This is a genomic window from Mesorhizobium sp. KACC 23794, assembly GCF_052180275.1.
Taxonomy (GTDB): Bacteria; Pseudomonadota; Alphaproteobacteria; order Rhizobiales; family Rhizobiaceae; genus Kumtagia.
Genome location: NZ_CP197465.1, coordinates 260,245 through 275,586, shown reverse-complemented (window position 1 = coordinate 275,586; position 15,342 = coordinate 260,245). Strand labels below are relative to the sequence as shown.

The following is a 15,342-nucleotide window of genomic DNA, read 5'->3' as shown; positions in this document are numbered from 1 at the left end:
CGGCATAATCTGCGATGCGTTCCCAAGACGTGACCACCTCGCCGGCGGGAGGCATTACCCGACCTTCCTGCCGGCGTTTTTCACGTCGGTGTGATTCCAAGGAACCTTGGGGCAAAGTCGGAGTTTTTGTCGATCTTTACCGGGGGTGTTGCTCACCTCCCACCCATCCAAGGCGAGGATACAATGCACAACACGCTGCTGTTCGCACCTGTCGCGATCTCCACTGCACCGGGTGAAAAGATGGAGATATCGTCACTCTCCGAGATAAGGGATTTTCTAGACGGATGGGCGCCGTCGCGGCGCCGGTTGTCTTATGGCGCCGCAGCCAAGGCATGCGAGGCGGCGCGATCGGGGCAGTGCTCACCCAAGGCAGCCCGCGAAGCATTCGTCGCTTTCGCCCAAGGGGCTGGCATCCTGTGGAAGGGTGAAACTCAGTGGATGTCCGTGAAGCCGGTCGCCCATGGCTACGGGGGTTTCGCGGTGTAGGTTAGGTAGAGCGAAGCGATTGCCGTCAACGAAGACGGAGCCCCTGCAGAGTACAAACACCATTGGAAATCTCATACCCTTCTCGGTAAATTTGAGACGCTTTCTCGCCTGCGAGACGCGGGAGGCGACGCTGATGCTCGCCCGTTCCTTCGATCGGCAAAGCGAAGAGGTGAAGGAATTGCAGGGCGAAATCAGGCGGCACAGCGAGGCCCTGGCGCGTCGCTGATCATCTTCCCGACGCCAATATTGTCGTCCCGCTGGCTCAGGCAGGCGGGGCTTTTTGTTGGGCGCCACGCACGGATGATGCACGCTGCATCGAACGACCGTTTCCGACCCCATTGCCGCCGCGCGGGATGCTTCCACAACCGACTAAAGCCTGCCGTTCGTCCAGTTCCGATTGGCGGCAGAGTTGGGAAGCTGACCGACTGGTTCTTCGGCCATGAACGTCCGAACGGACATTGCGGCGCGCTAACTAAGGATGAGCGAGCCTGGGGCTGAAGGAGCAGGGCTTACACTGGCAGGTGATCGATGAGCTTTGCCGCGAGGTGGCCTGACTTCGCAATCGCTGTCATGCGCCAACCGCCGGTCCGGGGCCGCACATCATGCGGTCGCGTTCACGAGATGGTCCGATACCGTCGAGATGAACGCGCGAAGACGCTGGAGACGCCGTAGGTCCCGGTGATATCCCATCCAGATGTCTCGCGCCGGCGGCGGCGTCGGCAGTTCCAGTCTGCGGATACCCGGGATCTGATTGCCGACTATGCGGGGCAGGACGGCGATCCCGACCCCTTGTCTGCACATGCGCCCCTGGACGTTGCGGTTGTTCGATCGCAGGACCGGTCTCGCATTGGGGAAACTCTCGATGAGCCAGGCGATATCGGGGAACTGCCCGGTCGACGTATCGTGGGTAATCAACCGGAAACCGGTCCCGTCGCCATATTTGGGATCAGGCGACTCCTCGGCGATGTAGACGCCGTATTCAAGCCTGAAGAGCCGCCGCTGAACGACATCGGCAGTGTTGAACGGAACGATACGGAAAGCGACGTCGGCCTCCCGCTGGGCGAGGTTGAACAAGCGCGTGCCGGTCAGGATCTCGGCGTCGACATTGGGGTAGGCTTTCGAGAAATCCGCTAGGATGGGAGGCAGGACATAGGCCCCGAACCAGTCCGCGGATGAAATGCGCAGACTGCCTTTGAGATTCTTCTCCTGCCCCGCAAGCCGGCGCTCCATGGCTAGCGCGCCCTCTTCCATCTGCTCCGCCAGCGCGATGATCCCGTGGCCCTCTTCGGTCAGGACAAGACCGTCCACGGTCCGCTGGAAGAGCGTGTGACCGATAGCCTGCTCAAGTGAGCGAAGGCGCCTGCCGACGGTCGGATGGCTTGTCTGAAGAGAACGCGCGGCGCCGCCGAGCGTGCCGGATCGCGCAACAGCAAGAAAGATTCTGACGTCACTCCATTCCATCGCGACTACCCACACAAAACTGAACGCCGAGAATACATTTATGTCAGTTAAAGAACAAATCTAAGCACCTAGATTCCTGCCATCGGTCCATCGGACCGTCTCTCGTGTATCACCTCATATCATTCGGAAGGATCGGCAAATGTCTCTCAAGTCTCTCTATCTCGGTGCTGCGGCTCTTGCAGTGGTGTTCGGCGCGCCCTCCGCTTTCGCGCAGCCGGCCCAAAATGTGATTTTGGTCCATGGCGCGTTGGTCGATGGCAGCGGCTGGAGGGGCGTTTATGAGCGCCTGGTTGCCAAGGGCTTGAAAGTCACGGTCGTTCAGGAACCGAACACTTCGCTGGCGGATGACGTTCAGGCGGTTCACCGCGCTATCGAGCAGCAAAATGGGCCGGTCGTCCTTGTCGGCCACAGCTATGGTGGTCAGATCATCACCGAAGCCGGCGTAGACCCGAAGGTTTCGGCACTTGTCTATGTCGCGGCCATCGTCCCGGATGTTGGCGAGGGCGTAGGCGATGTGTTTGAGAAGTGGCCGAGTCCGACCGCGGACGCGTTCAAGCCGACTTCTGACGGCTTCCTGCTGTTCGATCCCGCGAAGTTCCGGGCCGGCTTCGCCGCTGACCTGTCCAAGGCCGAGACGGATTTCATGACTGACTCGCAGGTGCCGGTTTCGGCGAAGATCCTCGGAACCAAGACGCAGCACGCGGCCTGGAAGACCAAGCCGAGCTACGGCATCGTGGCCGGGCTGGACATGGCTGTCGGCGCCGAGGCGGAGCGGTCTATGTACAAGCGGGCAAGTGCGAAGGTCACCGAGGTGCCCGGTGCCAGCCATGCGGTTTATATCTCGCATCCGCGCGAAATCGCCGATGTCATCGCCGAAGCGGCGAGCAAATGAAGCCGATGCCCCGATGTTCAGGCTCAGGGCTGCGGAAGGTTTCGTGACCCATGCGCCGAAGCCACCCCTGTGGCTTCGGCATCGCGACCGGCCAACTCGTCGGCGCGGGTCTCGGTCTGACAATCGCAAATGAGGACTTCGATGATGATTACGATGCTGGTGACCTATGCAGGCGATGCGCAAACGCCGTTCGACCGCGATTATTGGATCAACGTGCACTTCCCGCTCGTGCGGGAAAGCTGGGGACCTTACGGGCTGGTCAGTGCCGGCGGGTTCTTTCCGCAAGGTGATGGCGCCGGGCTAACCGCGGTTGGCGTCGTCAACTTCCGCGACGAAGCCGCCATGGAAGCGGCGCTCAATTCGCCGGAGACCGCCCATGTCATGGCGGATATCGACATCGTCACCGCCCTCAAACCGCAGCGCAGCATCGTGGAGCCGCTCTGAGCGGCGCATCGATGCCTGTCGACTGCGCAGGCCGCCGATCTCTCTCGGTCTGCGCCCTGCCATTGAAGTTGAAAGCCATGAGTTCGCGGCGGCGACACCGTGGTGTCGTTTGAAAACAACTTGGAGAAGAAGTCATGAAAACCTGGCTCATCACAGGCTGCTCGAGCGGCTTTGGCCAGCGGCTCGCGCTCGCTGCGGCACAGCGCGGCGATCGGATCATCGCGACGGCCCGCAATGTCAAGACGATCGAGGACATGGCCGAGCCTTTCGGTGACCGGATGATGACCTTGCCACTGGACGTGACCGATGCGGCGGCTGCCAAGGCAGCGGTCGCAAAGGCGGTCGAGACCTTTGGCGGGTTTGACGTGCTCGTGAACAATGCCGGCTACGCATTGTTCGGCGCGATCGAGGAAGGCGCGCCCGAGGAGTATCGGCCGATGTTCGAGGTGAACGTCTTCGGCCTGATCGAAACCACCAGAGCCGCCCTGCCCGTCCTGCGACGTTCGGGGGGAACGATCGTCAACATGTCGTCCGGCGCGGGCATCGAGGGCCGCGGCGGCGGCGGCTATTACCACGCCGCCAAATTTGCCGTGGAAGGGATTTCCGAAGCGCTCGCCGGCGAGCTGGAGCCTTTGGGCATTCGCGTGCTGATCGTCGAGCCTGGTCCGTTTCGCACCGATTTCCTTGGCCGTTCGATCATAATGGCGGCCAACGAGATGCCGGAATATGCCGCGAGCTCGCGCAAGCACTATCGCGACACCAACGACGGCAATCAGGCGGGCGATCCCGACAAGGCGATCGCTGTGATCCTGAAGGCCGTCGACGCCGATGACGCCCCCCTTCACCTGCCGCTCGGCCCGGCCGCGCATGCGATCGCCGAGCGAAAGCTGGCTGCCTTCCGCAGCGATATCGACGCGTGGCACGACATTACGATCGCCACTGATTTCGACCAGCCCTGAGCGCTGGCCAAGAGCCCTGTTTGAACGTCAACGTCTGACTGGAAAGCAATCATGATCGCAGCTTTGAAGGGGTTTACCCAGCAACTGGTGCCGGTGAATGGCATCAGGATCAACGCCGTCACGGGAGGCTCGGGCTCGCCGATCCTTCTGCTGCATGGCTGGCCGGAGACATGGTGGGAATGGCACCATGTGATGCCGCTGCTGGCCGAGCATTTCGGCGTGGTGGCCATCGATCTGCGCGGCGCGGGCTTTTCCGACTGCCCGCAGGGCGGCTATGACAAGGCGACGATGGCGCGCGACGCGCATGAAGTCATGGTTGCGCTTGGGCATGAACGCTACGCGGTGTGCGGCCATGACATCGGCGGAATGGTCGCCCTGCCGCAGGCCGCCCTCCATCGGGAAGCCGTGACCCACCTGGCCGTCCTCGACGTTCCGCTTCCCGGCTGGACCGGATGGGAGGCGACGACCGCAAGGCTCTGGCACTTCGGCTTCCATGTGAACCGGGATCTGCCCGAACGCCTGATCCATGGCCGTGAATATGACTATATCTCGACCTTTATGGCTGAGCGGTTCTACGATCACAGCACCTTCAATCCGGCGGACATCGAGATCTACGCGAAAGCGATGGCTCTTCCTGGCCGCACGCGCGGCGGCATGGAATGGTATCGAACCCTCGACGCCGACCATGCGGCCGCGCTTGAGTACAAGAAGCGACCGCTCGAGATACCGGTGTTAGGTCTCGGCGGGGATCAGCGCTTCGGTGCGCATATGGTTCCGATGCTCAAGGAGTTCGCCAGCAATGTGACGGGCGGCTCGATTGCGCGGTGCAGCCACTATGTCGCGGACGAGCGGCCGACTGAAGTGGCGGCCGCTCTAATCGATTTCCTCAAGGCCAATTGAAACTCAGCGCCCGTGCCGTCGTGGGCCGGGCGGATCGACTAAACAAGAAAGGAAACTGTCATGACCGCACCCGTCATTCGCGGCGTCAATCATATCGGCATCACGGTGCCTGACATAGAAGCAGCAAAATCGTTCCTGGTGGAGGCTTTCGGCGGCCAGGTGATCTACCAGTCCTTCGGACCGGAGGATCCGCCGCGGCAGGGACCCGAATTCGAGCGGGCCGTCGGCGCTTTCCCCGGAACGGTCGTGCGCGCGCAGGCTATGGTCAAGATCGGAACCGGACCTGATATCGAACTCTTCGAAATGCACGGCCCCGAGCAAGCCCAGCCAATCCGGGCGAGCGACTTTGGCATCACGCACTTCGCTCTCTACACCGACGATATCGACGCATCGGTCGAGCGCTTCGAAAAGGCTGGAGGCACCCCTCTCACCGCGCCGCGCGCTATCCCCTATGCAACCGAGAAAGGTCTTGGAAACAAGGTCTGCTATTGCCGCATGCCGTGGGGCACGACGATGGAGTTCATCACCACGCCGGATCGCATGGCCTACCATGACCAGACGGATCTGCGCAGGTGGCAGGACTACGACTGATAAGGGCGAAAAAAGGGGCCCGCAATCAGTTAAGTCGTGGCGATGCGGACGCTGTCGGAAGGCACGAAACGAACCTTCGCTTCTAGGCTGAACGAGTGTCTGCTTCCGGGTACCGCATGCACACTTGAGCGACGGAGATCCGGCTCGTATTGAGGTGGTCGCTTGTCCCAGCCCGAGACCATCAAATTAAGCAACCGCAAAGTCCGCATTGGTCAAACTGAGGCCGACAGCCAGCTTGGCAAACTGGATCCCGGCCGCGCCGCCCAAACCGTCGGCGTCGTAGAACAGCTTTCCGGTATCGGTTTCGTAGATGATGTGGTCGTTGGCGTCCTGCGCCAGGCCGGTGGTGTTGGCGCGGAAATAGCCCGACGCCAGCGCGCCCGGGTTCAGCGCCTTGAACACCGCATCGGAGAGCAGGAACCGATCGTCGGCAACGTTGAAGTCCGCTATCGTGTCGATGTTCGTCGCACCGAGCTTCGTGTTGAAGACGAAGGTGTCCTTGCCGCCCAGCCCGTACAGCGTGTCATTGCCTTCGCGGCCTTCTAGCCGGTTGTCGCCGGCATTGCCAATCAGAGTCTGCGTGAACTCGTTGCCGGTCAGATTGATGGCGGATGCGCCACCCTGGCTTGTCGTGTTCATGCGCTCGACGGAGGCACCGGCCGCGAGCCTATAGCTTATCGTCGTAGCTACGATATCGCTGCCCTCGCCGCTGCCCTCGACGATCAGGTCGCCGATGTTGTCGACGTAGAATGTATCGTTTCCTGATCCGCCAATCATGCGGTCAGCACCGAGGCCGCCATTGAGGATATCGTTGCCACCCATGCCGTCGATGTAGTCGTTGTCGACGCCGGCGTAGACGGTGTCGTTGCCGCCGAAGCAGCTGATGTGGCCGCTGACACGTCCGTTGGTGCCGTTGTAAACATCGTTGCCGGAGTCGAGGTAGATTTCGCCGACAATCTCTCCTGTGTTGGTGATGAGCGCGGTGGCGCCGCCAAATGTGGCGATGGCGCGAGTCAGTCCGAAGATCATGCCGGTGTTCTCGATGATCAGGGTCTGGGCGCCGGTGCTACGAATGCCTTCCGTGTCGCTCAGGATCGTACCGGAATTGACGAGGCGGCTCGTGCCGATGCTGGCGTTGAGTTCGATGCCCGTCTCCCGGCCGAATACCGCACCATCGTTGCGCACGTTCGAATCGTGCGCATCGATATGAATGCCGTCGACGCGTCCATAAACGTCTCCGCTCTTGCCGATATGGACTGTATGGTTGCCGTCCTGGTTGACGTCGTCTCCGAGCCGTATTCCCGACAGCTCACCTTCTACGAAGCCATAGACCGTTACGACATTGTTAGAGCCCAGACCGATTATCGCGTCTGTGTTGGTGGAAACCTGGCCGCCCTTGGCGGTTATATAAATACCGTCAATTGATCCGCCGAGCTGAAAGACCCCCGGTCCGGATGCGATTTGATTGCGATAGAAGATTGCCATAGCAAACCCCGTTCCTATGCCCTTTGCTCGGAAGGGATAAAGCATCCGTTTTCCTGGGTTGCCAAGTCCTGCCACACGCATATTGTGAATCGCGCAGTCCCAACGTAATTGTCAGTACGCCGGCGGCGTTGCGGCCACACGGCTCGACAAGATCGTCTACGACCGGCGGGTGATTTAGCGGGACGAGCGTGGGTGACCTTCCCTCGCAGTCCGCGGGCTGGCATCGTTGCGGCATCACGTGACGTGTGCCGCTAAGGTGAGCGAGGTTGTGTTGAGAGAGCAAATCTCAGTCCCAAGAGAAGAATTGTACGATCAGGTTTGGACGATGCCCTTAAAGGCCGTCGCCGCACACTACGACAGCGAATACTGGAGGGTGCGAAATGCCTGCAAGCAAAGCAGTATTCCGCTACCGCCGTCCGGATATTGGGCTAAGGCTGAAAGCGGCAAAAAATTGCCGCCAAGGCCTGCCCTGCCCCCCACCGCTCAAACCAGGGTAGCTTTGTACACCGGCCATGCGTCAGCCATGGAAGATGCAGCGAAGCGTCGCCAAACCAAGGTCCAACACAAAGCAAGGCTTAACAATCAGCTGCAAAAGGCTGCTGCTCGTGATCACCCCGTGGTGGCTGAAATACGACGCCGACGCGAGCAGGGCTACTCGGTAGCAAATCCGAGACAGCGGGAAATTCATATGGCGCCGCTAAGCGAAGCGGGAAAGCGCTCGTTCCAGTTAATGAACATGATTGCCACAGCGCTCTCCTTGGAAAGGGTTAAATTGGAGGCTACTGGTATCGGGTTCATCGGGGTGAACACAGCGGGCTGGCAGGTGCAGGTAAGAGCAAGAGAGAAGCTCAGGCAGATTCGCACGAAGATAAAGAAGAGCAGTCCTCCTTCCATTTGGGATCAATTTCGAGGGGATTGGGCGGTCTCATATGAGCCAACCGGTCTAGTTGAATGTGAAGTCGACAGTGCTAGGTGGATCGACAAGCCAGGACGGCCGGTTGAGCAAATGGTCCCTGACATCGTCGCCGAAATTTTTTGTCGCATTGGAGATCTCAGTCGGCAGGAAGCCAAACGACAACAGTCCGCAGCTCTCCGCGATCTGGCCATGCGTGAGAAGGAGAGGGCTACCGAAGCCTCGCATCGTGAGCGCGAGACCTGGAACAATCTTGTCGAACTTGCGACGGCCTTCGAAACGGCTGGGAAGGTGAGGGCATTCCTGAGATATCTTGAAACGTTGCCGTTTGAAGCATCCGACCTTGATGGGGCGAGCAAGGCGCAATGGATTGCACGGCTGAGTGACCTACTGGAAAAAAATGACCCAGCCACGCTTGAGCCCTCTGAAATCGCAGAACGATTTGATCGCGGGATGTCGTAGTCGAGCGGCGAGGTCATGCCCTGCCTCGGTGCGATGACGGCTATCTTGAAAGCCAGCTCGTCGGCGTACTCATCGGGCTCCATGGGCCGCGCGAGGAAGCCGCTCTTCGTTGATGATTGGGTGCGTCACACCCTCGGTGGAACGACTGCTAGGCCGCGTTCAGGCGCCTATCTATGGATTTTTCTAATGCGAGCTTCTCCACGCCAGCCAATTGCATTGCGCGAGGAGCTCGTTTATTGGGCTCGCTCTGCCTTGCTCACATTTGCGAAGGCTTGACCATGTTGTTAAAAGTCATACATGGACGGGAAAAGCAGAAGATTCTTCTTGACTCGCGTGCTACCGTAAAACGAATCAGAGAGACAGGAGGGTGCAGATGGAAATCGTTCTTTATGCTGCCGGCACTGTAGCCGCCGCTGTTTCCCTGTTCGTCTCAGCGACCCTGTTTCGTGCCGGTTTTACCCACCTCGTAACGAGGGCAGACGTCCAACGCGATGCCGAGGCACATTCGCCTGCATCACCGGGACGAGTCATCAAGGGCGAAGTGGACACATATAAACAAAATGAGAAGCGCGATGCTTCCGTCGCGGCCGGGATGGCCCGTGACCGCTCCACAAATCGATTTGTGCTGCAGGGTAGAGTCTCCGACGAGGTCCTAGAAACGCTCGTTTAAGCCCCGGCCGTGGCACAATTTTTCGGTTGGGTGCCAAACGTCGCCGGCAAGCTTTCATTCACTCTGAGCGGCACCTCCGCATACCCACGACAGTTTTACCAGTCGGCGAATATCTCGTCGGGTGGACGGTATTTTGTGGGCTACCAATTCCGTAACCTGTCGGACACAACATTCCCGTTCTTTTCCGAGTGGCCCCTAATCCGCAGCCTGCTCGACAATTTCGTTTTCAACAAGGACGGGAACTTTGTTTTCTTGTGCCTCCTCAAGGTTGCCACTGACCGAGAATCGGCGCGCGGTCGCATTTACGCTTTCGACAGCGATGGATGGAAGGTGGCGTATCCCAAACTATCGGAGCCGTTGAACCAAATTCCCGAGATGTGGGAGGAGGATACGGTTCTTCATGAAGCGTTGCCTGGCCCCGAGCTGGCGCGGTCAAGCTATAGTGCTCGGTTCGAAATTCGCCGCGACGGGCTTGTAAGCCTTCAGACGCTCTCGACTCCGTTGCAGAGCGCGCTTAACGCCAATGTAGAGCGGCTAGAGCATGCATTTGCCGCTCAAACGTACTTCTGCTTGCGAGATTTGCTACATACACACCGATTCCATTCGCCGTCATCTGACACAATCATTGACGTATATCCCGATCTCGACACGCTAAAGCGGCAAGTAAACTACGGGCTAATGAGGCGCGCGATCGCCATGAGACGTGTTCAGACCGCAGAGGCGCAACAAAGATCACTGGGGATCATTTCCTATCTCCGCGCCTTCAGAGAGAACATGATGACCGAGGAGGAGCGCAAGTCTCTCTATTTTTCGATTGACGCAACCGTCGCATCAATTCAAGCGGGTCTACCTCTAATCGTCGCAGGGGAAGGGCGATCGCTCAAAAATCGACTGGATGGCTTTCGTACTAAGATCATAACGTTCGTATCGTTGATATTTGGGTATGCTGCACTCATCGAAGACAGCAAGGTGCTCATTCCCGAGCAGTTCTCTTGGCTGAAATCAGTGTTCGCCTTCATTCAAGAACGGGTCGGAATCGCATTGATTATTGCAATACTATCAATGTGGTTCTTCCAGGTATTGCTTTCCGTGAAATTTGAGAAACGGGACAACGTTGTAAGAACTTCCTCCCGAGTCGCCTTGGCTTTTACGGTTCGCCGCTTCGCAGTGTTCGAAATTTTAGTGGCGGCGCTTTTCTTTTTCATCTCCCTTGTTCTAATGGGGTGGATGATCCATAAAGCCCTTTCTGGACCGAACCCCGCTTAGCCGGCCATCTTTCCTCGAATGAGATGCCGAAAGTGAGTTTGCGGTGAGTGGAAGATTGGTTAGCCGGGCAAGACACTGTAATGGCTGCGTTTTGTCCGCGTAGTGGCTTCCCTCTTTCGGCAGGTCGGCCGGCGCCAGGTTGACAGTCACCTTCTTCGCCGGCATCGACAGGCCGGAGGCATGCAGCGCTGCCTGTACCCGCTCGCGGCTTTCGGCCACCGCCTTGTCGGGCAGGCCGACGATGTGGATGTTCGGTTTTCCCGGCGCGATCATCACCTGCACGTCGACGGGAACCGCCTCGATCCCCTGGAACGCCACCGTTCGTACGCGCGCCACCATGCCGCTTCTCCGGAATGCGCGGAAAACGAGCCCCTGACCCACGCGAAGAGAGTGAAGCACAGTTTTTTTATTTCATCAAGAACATTACAAGAACATTTACGCGGCTGGACAAACACTTCATTTGGCGGGTTCGTTCAAGCCCGTTTCGCCTCCACCGCGTCCCAGAACAGGGCGGCGATATCGGCGCCGCCAAAACGCTTCACTTCGCGCACGCCGGTCGGCGAGGTGACGTTGATCTCGGTCATATAGTCGCCGATGACGTCGATGCCGACGAGGATAAAACCGCGTTCCTTCAGCGAAGGGCCGATGCGGGCGCAGATCTCGCGCTCGCGAGCGGTCAGTTCGGTTTTCTCGGCACGGCCGCCGACATGCATGTTGGAGCGTGAATCATGCTCGGCCGGCACACGATTGATGGCACCCAACGCCTCGCCGTCGATCAGGATGATGCGCTTGTCGCCCTTGCGCACGTCCTTCAGGTAACGCTGCACGATGAAGGGTTCGCGGAACATCTGCGAGAACATTTCGAGCAGCGACGCCAGGTTGCGGTCGGCCTCGTGCAGGTGGAAGATGCCGGCGCCGCCATTGCCGTAGAGCGGTTTTACGATGATGTCGCCGTGCTGGCGGCGGAAGGCCGCCACCTCCTGCGGGTCCTTGGTGATCAGCGTTTCCGGCATCAGGTCCGGGAATTCGGTGACGAAGATCTTTTCCGGGCTGTTGCGCACCCAGGCCGGATCGTTGACCACCAGCGTCTTCGGGTGGATACGTTCGAGGATATGCGTCGTGGTGATGTAATTCATGTCGAAGGGCGGGTCCTGCCTCAGCAGCACGACATCCATCTCCGACAGGTCGGTCCTCACCGGTTCGCCGAGCGAGAAATGGTTGCCCTTCTCGTCGCGCACGGTCATCTCTTCGATGCGTGCAAAAACCTTGCCGCCGGCCAGCGTCAGCCTGTCGGGCGTGTAGTGGTAGAGCGCATGCCCGCGACGCTGCGCCTCCAGCGACAGGGCGAAAGTGGTGTCGCCGGCGATGTTCACCGTCGACACATGATCCATCTGGACTGCGATCTTCAACGGCATGAGGGTCTTCCGTTTTGCGTTGCCTGTGTCGGCACCGCATGTATCGCGTCCGCGCCATCCTGCCAATCGTCCAGCCCTGGCCGGAAGAAGAACAGCTCAAACCCTCGGGCGCCCAGGGGCGACAGGCCGGCGGCGTCTCACCATCGCGAAACGCCGCCGGAAAATCTATTCGGCAGCCAGCAGCTTGAGGTCGATCGAGTTGGCCATGGCGTCATAACCCGCGGCGTTCGGGTGAAGATGATCGCCCTTGTCGAACTCGGCCTTGATGTAGCCGGGCTTTTGCGGGTCGACGACGACCTTGTCGAAATCGATGACGCCATCGAACTCCTTGCTGTTGCGGATGAATTCGTTGACGGCGAGCCGGATTTTTTCTTTCTCGGGCGTATAATAGCCCTCGAACGGCGTTCCGGCGAAGGAGTCGCCGAACGGCGTCAACGTCGCGCCGATGATGCGCATCCCATCCGCGTGCGCGCGCGCGATAAGCTGCCGGTATCCCGCGATGATGTCCTCGGCCGTCGGCTCCGGATCGTGCAGCGCCAGGCCGGAGCCCGGCCAGCCGATGTCGTTTATACCCATCATCAAGACGACGGTGTCGGCGTTCGGCTGGTTGAGCACGTCACGATCGAAGCGCGCCAGGGCGTTGACGCCCATGCGGTCGCTCAGCACCTTGGCTCCCGAAATTCCCTGGTTGAGCACGGCGACCGGCGCGCCGCCCGCCTGCGCCAGCCGCTCGGCCAGCGTGTCCGGCCAGCGGTCGTTGCCGTCGACGGTCGAGCCGTCGCCATCGGTGATGGAATCGCCGAACAGCACGACGGCGCGGGCATCGTCCGGAGCCTCGACCATGATGCCGGTCAGGAAGGCGCGCTGCGTCTGTGTGGAATCGGCCTTCAGGTCTTCGTCGGCGACCTTGTTGCCGGCGGCGATGAAAGCGGTCTGATGTCCGTCCCAATGCATGGTTGTCGTCGGCGCGCTTTCAGGAAAAAACAGGCTGACCGAGAGTTCGGAAAGCGGCTCGACCTTCAGGTCGACCGGATCGCTGATCACCGGAGCGCCGGGCGGGATGGTGATCGACGGGCTGCCGCTGAAGGTCACGGCCTTGCCTGTCCCGGGTTGGATCGCTGCACCGTCCTTGGTGACACCGATCTGAGCTGCACCGATCTTGAGCGGCAGCTTGCCGTATTCGTTCGACACGATGATGCGGACCTTGTCGCCGCCGATGCTGACGCGCGCAACCTGCCTGATCGTGTGGTTCCAGAGATTGGCCTGCATGCCGAGCGGCACTGCGAAATCTGCCTCCCAGGCAGGTTGCGCGCTGGCAGTCCAGGTGCCGATCCAGTCGTTGTCTTCCTGTGCAGCGGCCAGACCGACAAGCGATACCGTGAACGCGGCGCCCGCCAGGGCGGCCGTCATCATCTTTCTCATTGGTTTCCTCCGGGCGCAAAGCCGCGCCGATGCTTGGGTTAAGTCTTTGGTTGTTGCCCCCGAGACGATGATGTCAGTCGGTGAAATCCTGTCAATTCGACTTCGGCAGCACAAAACCACGATGCACCCTGCGGAAGGCCTGGCATGGTCCGTTGGCCGAAACGAAATGCGAAGTTAAGGCAAAGAATTAACAGGACGCCAATCACTCTGTGCTTAGGTCCGGTCAACGGCGGACGCGGCAGTGCTTGCGCAGGCCGAATGTCGAACGGATGGAGTGGAACCAGCCATGAATGCAGTCGCGGCAAGGCACTATCAGGATCACGCCCCGGTCGAGGACCATGCCGAGCTGGAACTGACGATCCTGATGCCTTGCCTCAACGAGGCCGAGACGCTCGCCACCTGCATCGGCAAGGCGCGGGACTACCTCGCCAGGTCCGGCATATCCGGCGAGGTGCTGATCGCCGACAATGGCAGCACCGATGGATCCCAGGCGATTGCCGCGAGGCACGGAGCGCGCGTCGCGCAGGTTCTGCAAAAGGGGTACGGCGCCGCGTTGCAGGGCGGCATTGCCGCCGCGCGGGGCCGTTTCATCATCATGGGCGACGCCGACGATTCCTATGATTTCAGCGCCCTCGACGCGTTCGTGAAAAAGCTGCGCGGCGGTGCGGACCTGGTCATGGGCAATCGCTTCCAGGGGGGCATCGAGACCGGCGCGATGCCGCCGCTGCACCGCTATCTCGGCAATCCGGTGCTGTCCTTTATCGGCCGGCTGTTCTTCCGCATCAAGACCGGCGATTTTCACTGCGGCCTGCGCGGCTTCAACGCCCAGCGCATCCGCGAACTCAACCTGCGCACGACCGGCATGGAATTCGCCAGCGAGATGGTGGTGCGCAGCGCGCTGGCCGGCCTGCGCATCGAGGAAGTGCCGACCACGCTGAAGCCGGACGGCCGCAGCCGTCCTCCCCATCTGCGTACCTGGCGCGATGGCTGGCGGCACCTGAAATTCCTGCTGATGTACAATCCGCGCTGGCTGTTCGTCATCCCCGGCCTCAGCCTGTGCGGCCTCGGCGTGCTGCTGGCGGCGGTTCTGTTCTTCGGGCCGTTGCAGCTCAACACCACGATGGAGCTTGATCTCAACACGTTCCTGGCGGCGTGTTTCATGATCGTCACCGGCACCCAGCTCGTCAGTTTCGGGGTGCTGTCGCGCTATTATGCCGACCTCACTGGCATCCTGCCGAGGACGGCGCGGTCGGACTGGCTCATGCGGACGATCAGCACCGACAGGCTGGCGTTGAATGCCGGCATCTGCTTCCTGGCCGGCGCGGGCTTCTTTGCCTACGCGCTGACCTGGTGGGCGAATCTCGATTTCGGGCCGCTCTCGAACTCGGAAATCCCCCGCATCGTCGTGCTCGGGCTGACGTTGATCGTCATCGGGTTGCAGGGCTTTTTCTCGGCCTTCCTCCTCGGGGTGTTGGAAATCCCGGTGGTGCGCGACAAGCTTGCGCCGGCGCTGAAGCATCAGGCAAAACAGGGCGCTTGATGGAACGGCTGCGCTCCGCGCTCCGCTTCAGGGCTGTGCGCTTCGTAACTGTTGGGATCGGCGCGGCGGTGCTGCTTTTCGCGCTGTCCTATCTATTCGTCAGCTTCGGCATGTCGCCGTTTCTCGGCAGCATCGCTGCCTACGCGGTGGCGTTCGCCGTCGCCTATACCGCCCAGCACGGCTGGACGTTCGGCGGCGTCCACGCCCACGCACACGCGCTACCGCGCTATCTCGCCGTTCAGCTTGGCTGCGCCTTGATCTCGGGCCTTGTCGCGCATGTCTCGGTGGAGAGTTTCGGCGGAACGCCGTTCGCGATGTCGGCCGCCGTCACGGTCGCCGCCAGCGCCGCAAGTTATATCTTGTCTTCCCTTTGGGTCTTTCCCCGGCAGACGGACCGAGGCTGAGGTGCGAGTGTCGCAAGCACGGTCGCTTTACG

Annotated in this window: 15 protein-coding genes and 1 pseudogene; 11 read left to right on the top strand and 5 right to left on the bottom strand. The window is 60.3% G+C overall.

Going from position 1 to position 15,342, the window contains the following annotated elements:
- Positions 1-183 precede the first annotated feature (183 nt).
- Positions 184-486 (top strand): DUF982 domain-containing protein, encoded by a 303-nt coding sequence (locus tag ACSBOB_RS01390; RefSeq protein ID WP_442580682.1) that lies wholly within the window; start codon positions 184-186, stop codon positions 484-486.
- A 600-nt stretch (positions 487-1,086) separates the two neighbouring features.
- Here ACSBOB_RS01390 and ACSBOB_RS01385 read toward each other — a convergent pair.
- Entirely contained in the window at positions 1,087-1,947 is an 861-nt protein-coding gene (locus tag ACSBOB_RS01385; RefSeq protein WP_442580681.1) for a LysR family transcriptional regulator, read from the bottom strand.
- A gap of 181 nt (positions 1,948-2,128) precedes the next feature.
- Between ACSBOB_RS01385 and ACSBOB_RS01380 the strand changes: the two genes are divergently transcribed.
- The 5 genes from ACSBOB_RS01380 (at position 2,129) to ACSBOB_RS01360 (ending at position 5,733) form a co-directional block, all read left to right on the top strand.
- The gene (locus ACSBOB_RS01380; protein ID WP_442580680.1) at positions 2,129-2,839 is read left to right on the top strand and encodes an alpha/beta fold hydrolase; all 711 of its coding nucleotides are present in this window, start codon (positions 2,129-2,131) and stop codon (positions 2,837-2,839) included.
- Positions 2,840-2,992: 153 nt separating this feature from the next.
- On the top strand, positions 2,993-3,283 hold the full coding sequence (locus ACSBOB_RS01375) for an EthD family reductase (protein ID WP_442580679.1): 291 nt from the start codon (positions 2,993-2,995) through the stop codon (positions 3,281-3,283).
- A gap of 134 nt (positions 3,284-3,417) precedes the next feature.
- Positions 3,418-4,242, top strand: coding sequence for an oxidoreductase (locus ACSBOB_RS01370; RefSeq protein ID WP_442580678.1), 825 nt, complete (start codon positions 3,418-3,420; stop codon positions 4,240-4,242).
- Between the two features lie 51 nt (positions 4,243-4,293).
- On the top strand, positions 4,294-5,142 hold the full coding sequence (locus ACSBOB_RS01365; protein ID WP_442580677.1) for an alpha/beta fold hydrolase: 849 nt from the start codon (positions 4,294-4,296) through the stop codon (positions 5,140-5,142).
- A gap of 60 nt (positions 5,143-5,202) precedes the next feature.
- The gene (locus tag ACSBOB_RS01360; RefSeq protein WP_442580676.1) at positions 5,203-5,733 is read left to right on the top strand and encodes a VOC family protein; all 531 of its coding nucleotides are present in this window, start codon (positions 5,203-5,205) and stop codon (positions 5,731-5,733) included.
- Positions 5,734-5,919: 186 nt separating this feature from the next.
- On the opposite strand, the gene ACSBOB_RS01355 is transcribed toward ACSBOB_RS01360, so the two are convergent.
- Positions 5,920-7,218, bottom strand: a complete 1,299-nt coding sequence (locus tag ACSBOB_RS01355; protein WP_442580675.1) for a calcium-binding protein — start codon at positions 7,216-7,218, stop codon at positions 5,920-5,922.
- Positions 7,219-7,522: 304 nt separating this feature from the next.
- Between ACSBOB_RS01355 and ACSBOB_RS01350 the strand changes: the two genes are divergently transcribed.
- The 3 genes from ACSBOB_RS01350 to ACSBOB_RS01340 all read left to right on the top strand — a co-directional run bounded on the left by ACSBOB_RS01350 (position 7,523) and on the right by ACSBOB_RS01340 (position 10,529).
- Positions 7,523-8,593 carry a hypothetical protein gene (locus ACSBOB_RS01350; RefSeq protein ID WP_442580674.1) on the top strand — a complete coding sequence of 357 codons (1,071 nt, stop codon included), beginning with the start codon at positions 7,523-7,525 and terminating at the stop codon, positions 8,591-8,593.
- Positions 8,594-8,966: 373 nt separating this feature from the next.
- The gene (locus ACSBOB_RS01345; protein WP_442580673.1) at positions 8,967-9,263 is read left to right on the top strand and encodes a hypothetical protein; all 297 of its coding nucleotides are present in this window, start codon (positions 8,967-8,969) and stop codon (positions 9,261-9,263) included.
- A 9-nt stretch (positions 9,264-9,272) separates the two neighbouring features.
- On the top strand, positions 9,273-10,529 hold the full coding sequence (locus ACSBOB_RS01340; protein WP_442580672.1) for a hypothetical protein: 1,257 nt from the start codon (positions 9,273-9,275) through the stop codon (positions 10,527-10,529).
- A 99-nt stretch (positions 10,530-10,628) separates the two neighbouring features.
- On the opposite strand, the pseudogene ACSBOB_RS01335 reads toward ACSBOB_RS01340, so the two are convergent.
- The 3 genes and pseudogenes from ACSBOB_RS01335 to ACSBOB_RS01325 all read right to left on the bottom strand — a co-directional run.
- Positions 10,629-10,868 (bottom strand): annotated as a pseudogene (locus tag ACSBOB_RS01335) (magnesium chelatase domain-containing protein); the annotation flags it as partial.
- Between the two features lie 134 nt (positions 10,869-11,002).
- Positions 11,003-11,944, bottom strand: a complete 942-nt coding sequence (gshB, locus tag ACSBOB_RS01330) for a glutathione synthase (RefSeq protein WP_442580671.1) — start codon at positions 11,942-11,944, stop codon at positions 11,003-11,005.
- A 165-nt stretch (positions 11,945-12,109) separates the two neighbouring features.
- Positions 12,110-13,366: an SGNH/GDSL hydrolase family protein gene (locus tag ACSBOB_RS01325; protein WP_442580670.1), complete on the bottom strand. Its 1,257-nt coding sequence runs from the start codon at positions 13,364-13,366 to the stop codon at positions 12,110-12,112.
- 286 nt (positions 13,367-13,652) lie between these two features.
- On the opposite strand from ACSBOB_RS01325, the gene ACSBOB_RS01320 reads away from it, so the two are divergent.
- Both ACSBOB_RS01320 and ACSBOB_RS01315 read left to right on the top strand, forming a co-directional pair.
- Complete coding sequence (locus ACSBOB_RS01320; RefSeq protein ID WP_442580669.1) at positions 13,653-14,906, top strand: glycosyltransferase family 2 protein; 1,254 nt, start codon at positions 13,653-13,655, stop codon at positions 14,904-14,906.
- Positions 14,906-15,310 carry a GtrA family protein gene (locus tag ACSBOB_RS01315; RefSeq protein ID WP_442580668.1) on the top strand — a complete coding sequence of 135 codons (405 nt, stop codon included), beginning with the start codon at positions 14,906-14,908 and terminating at the stop codon, positions 15,308-15,310. The genes ACSBOB_RS01320 and ACSBOB_RS01315 overlap by 1 nt, the downstream gene beginning before the upstream one ends.
- Positions 15,311-15,342: the final 32 nt, after the last annotated feature.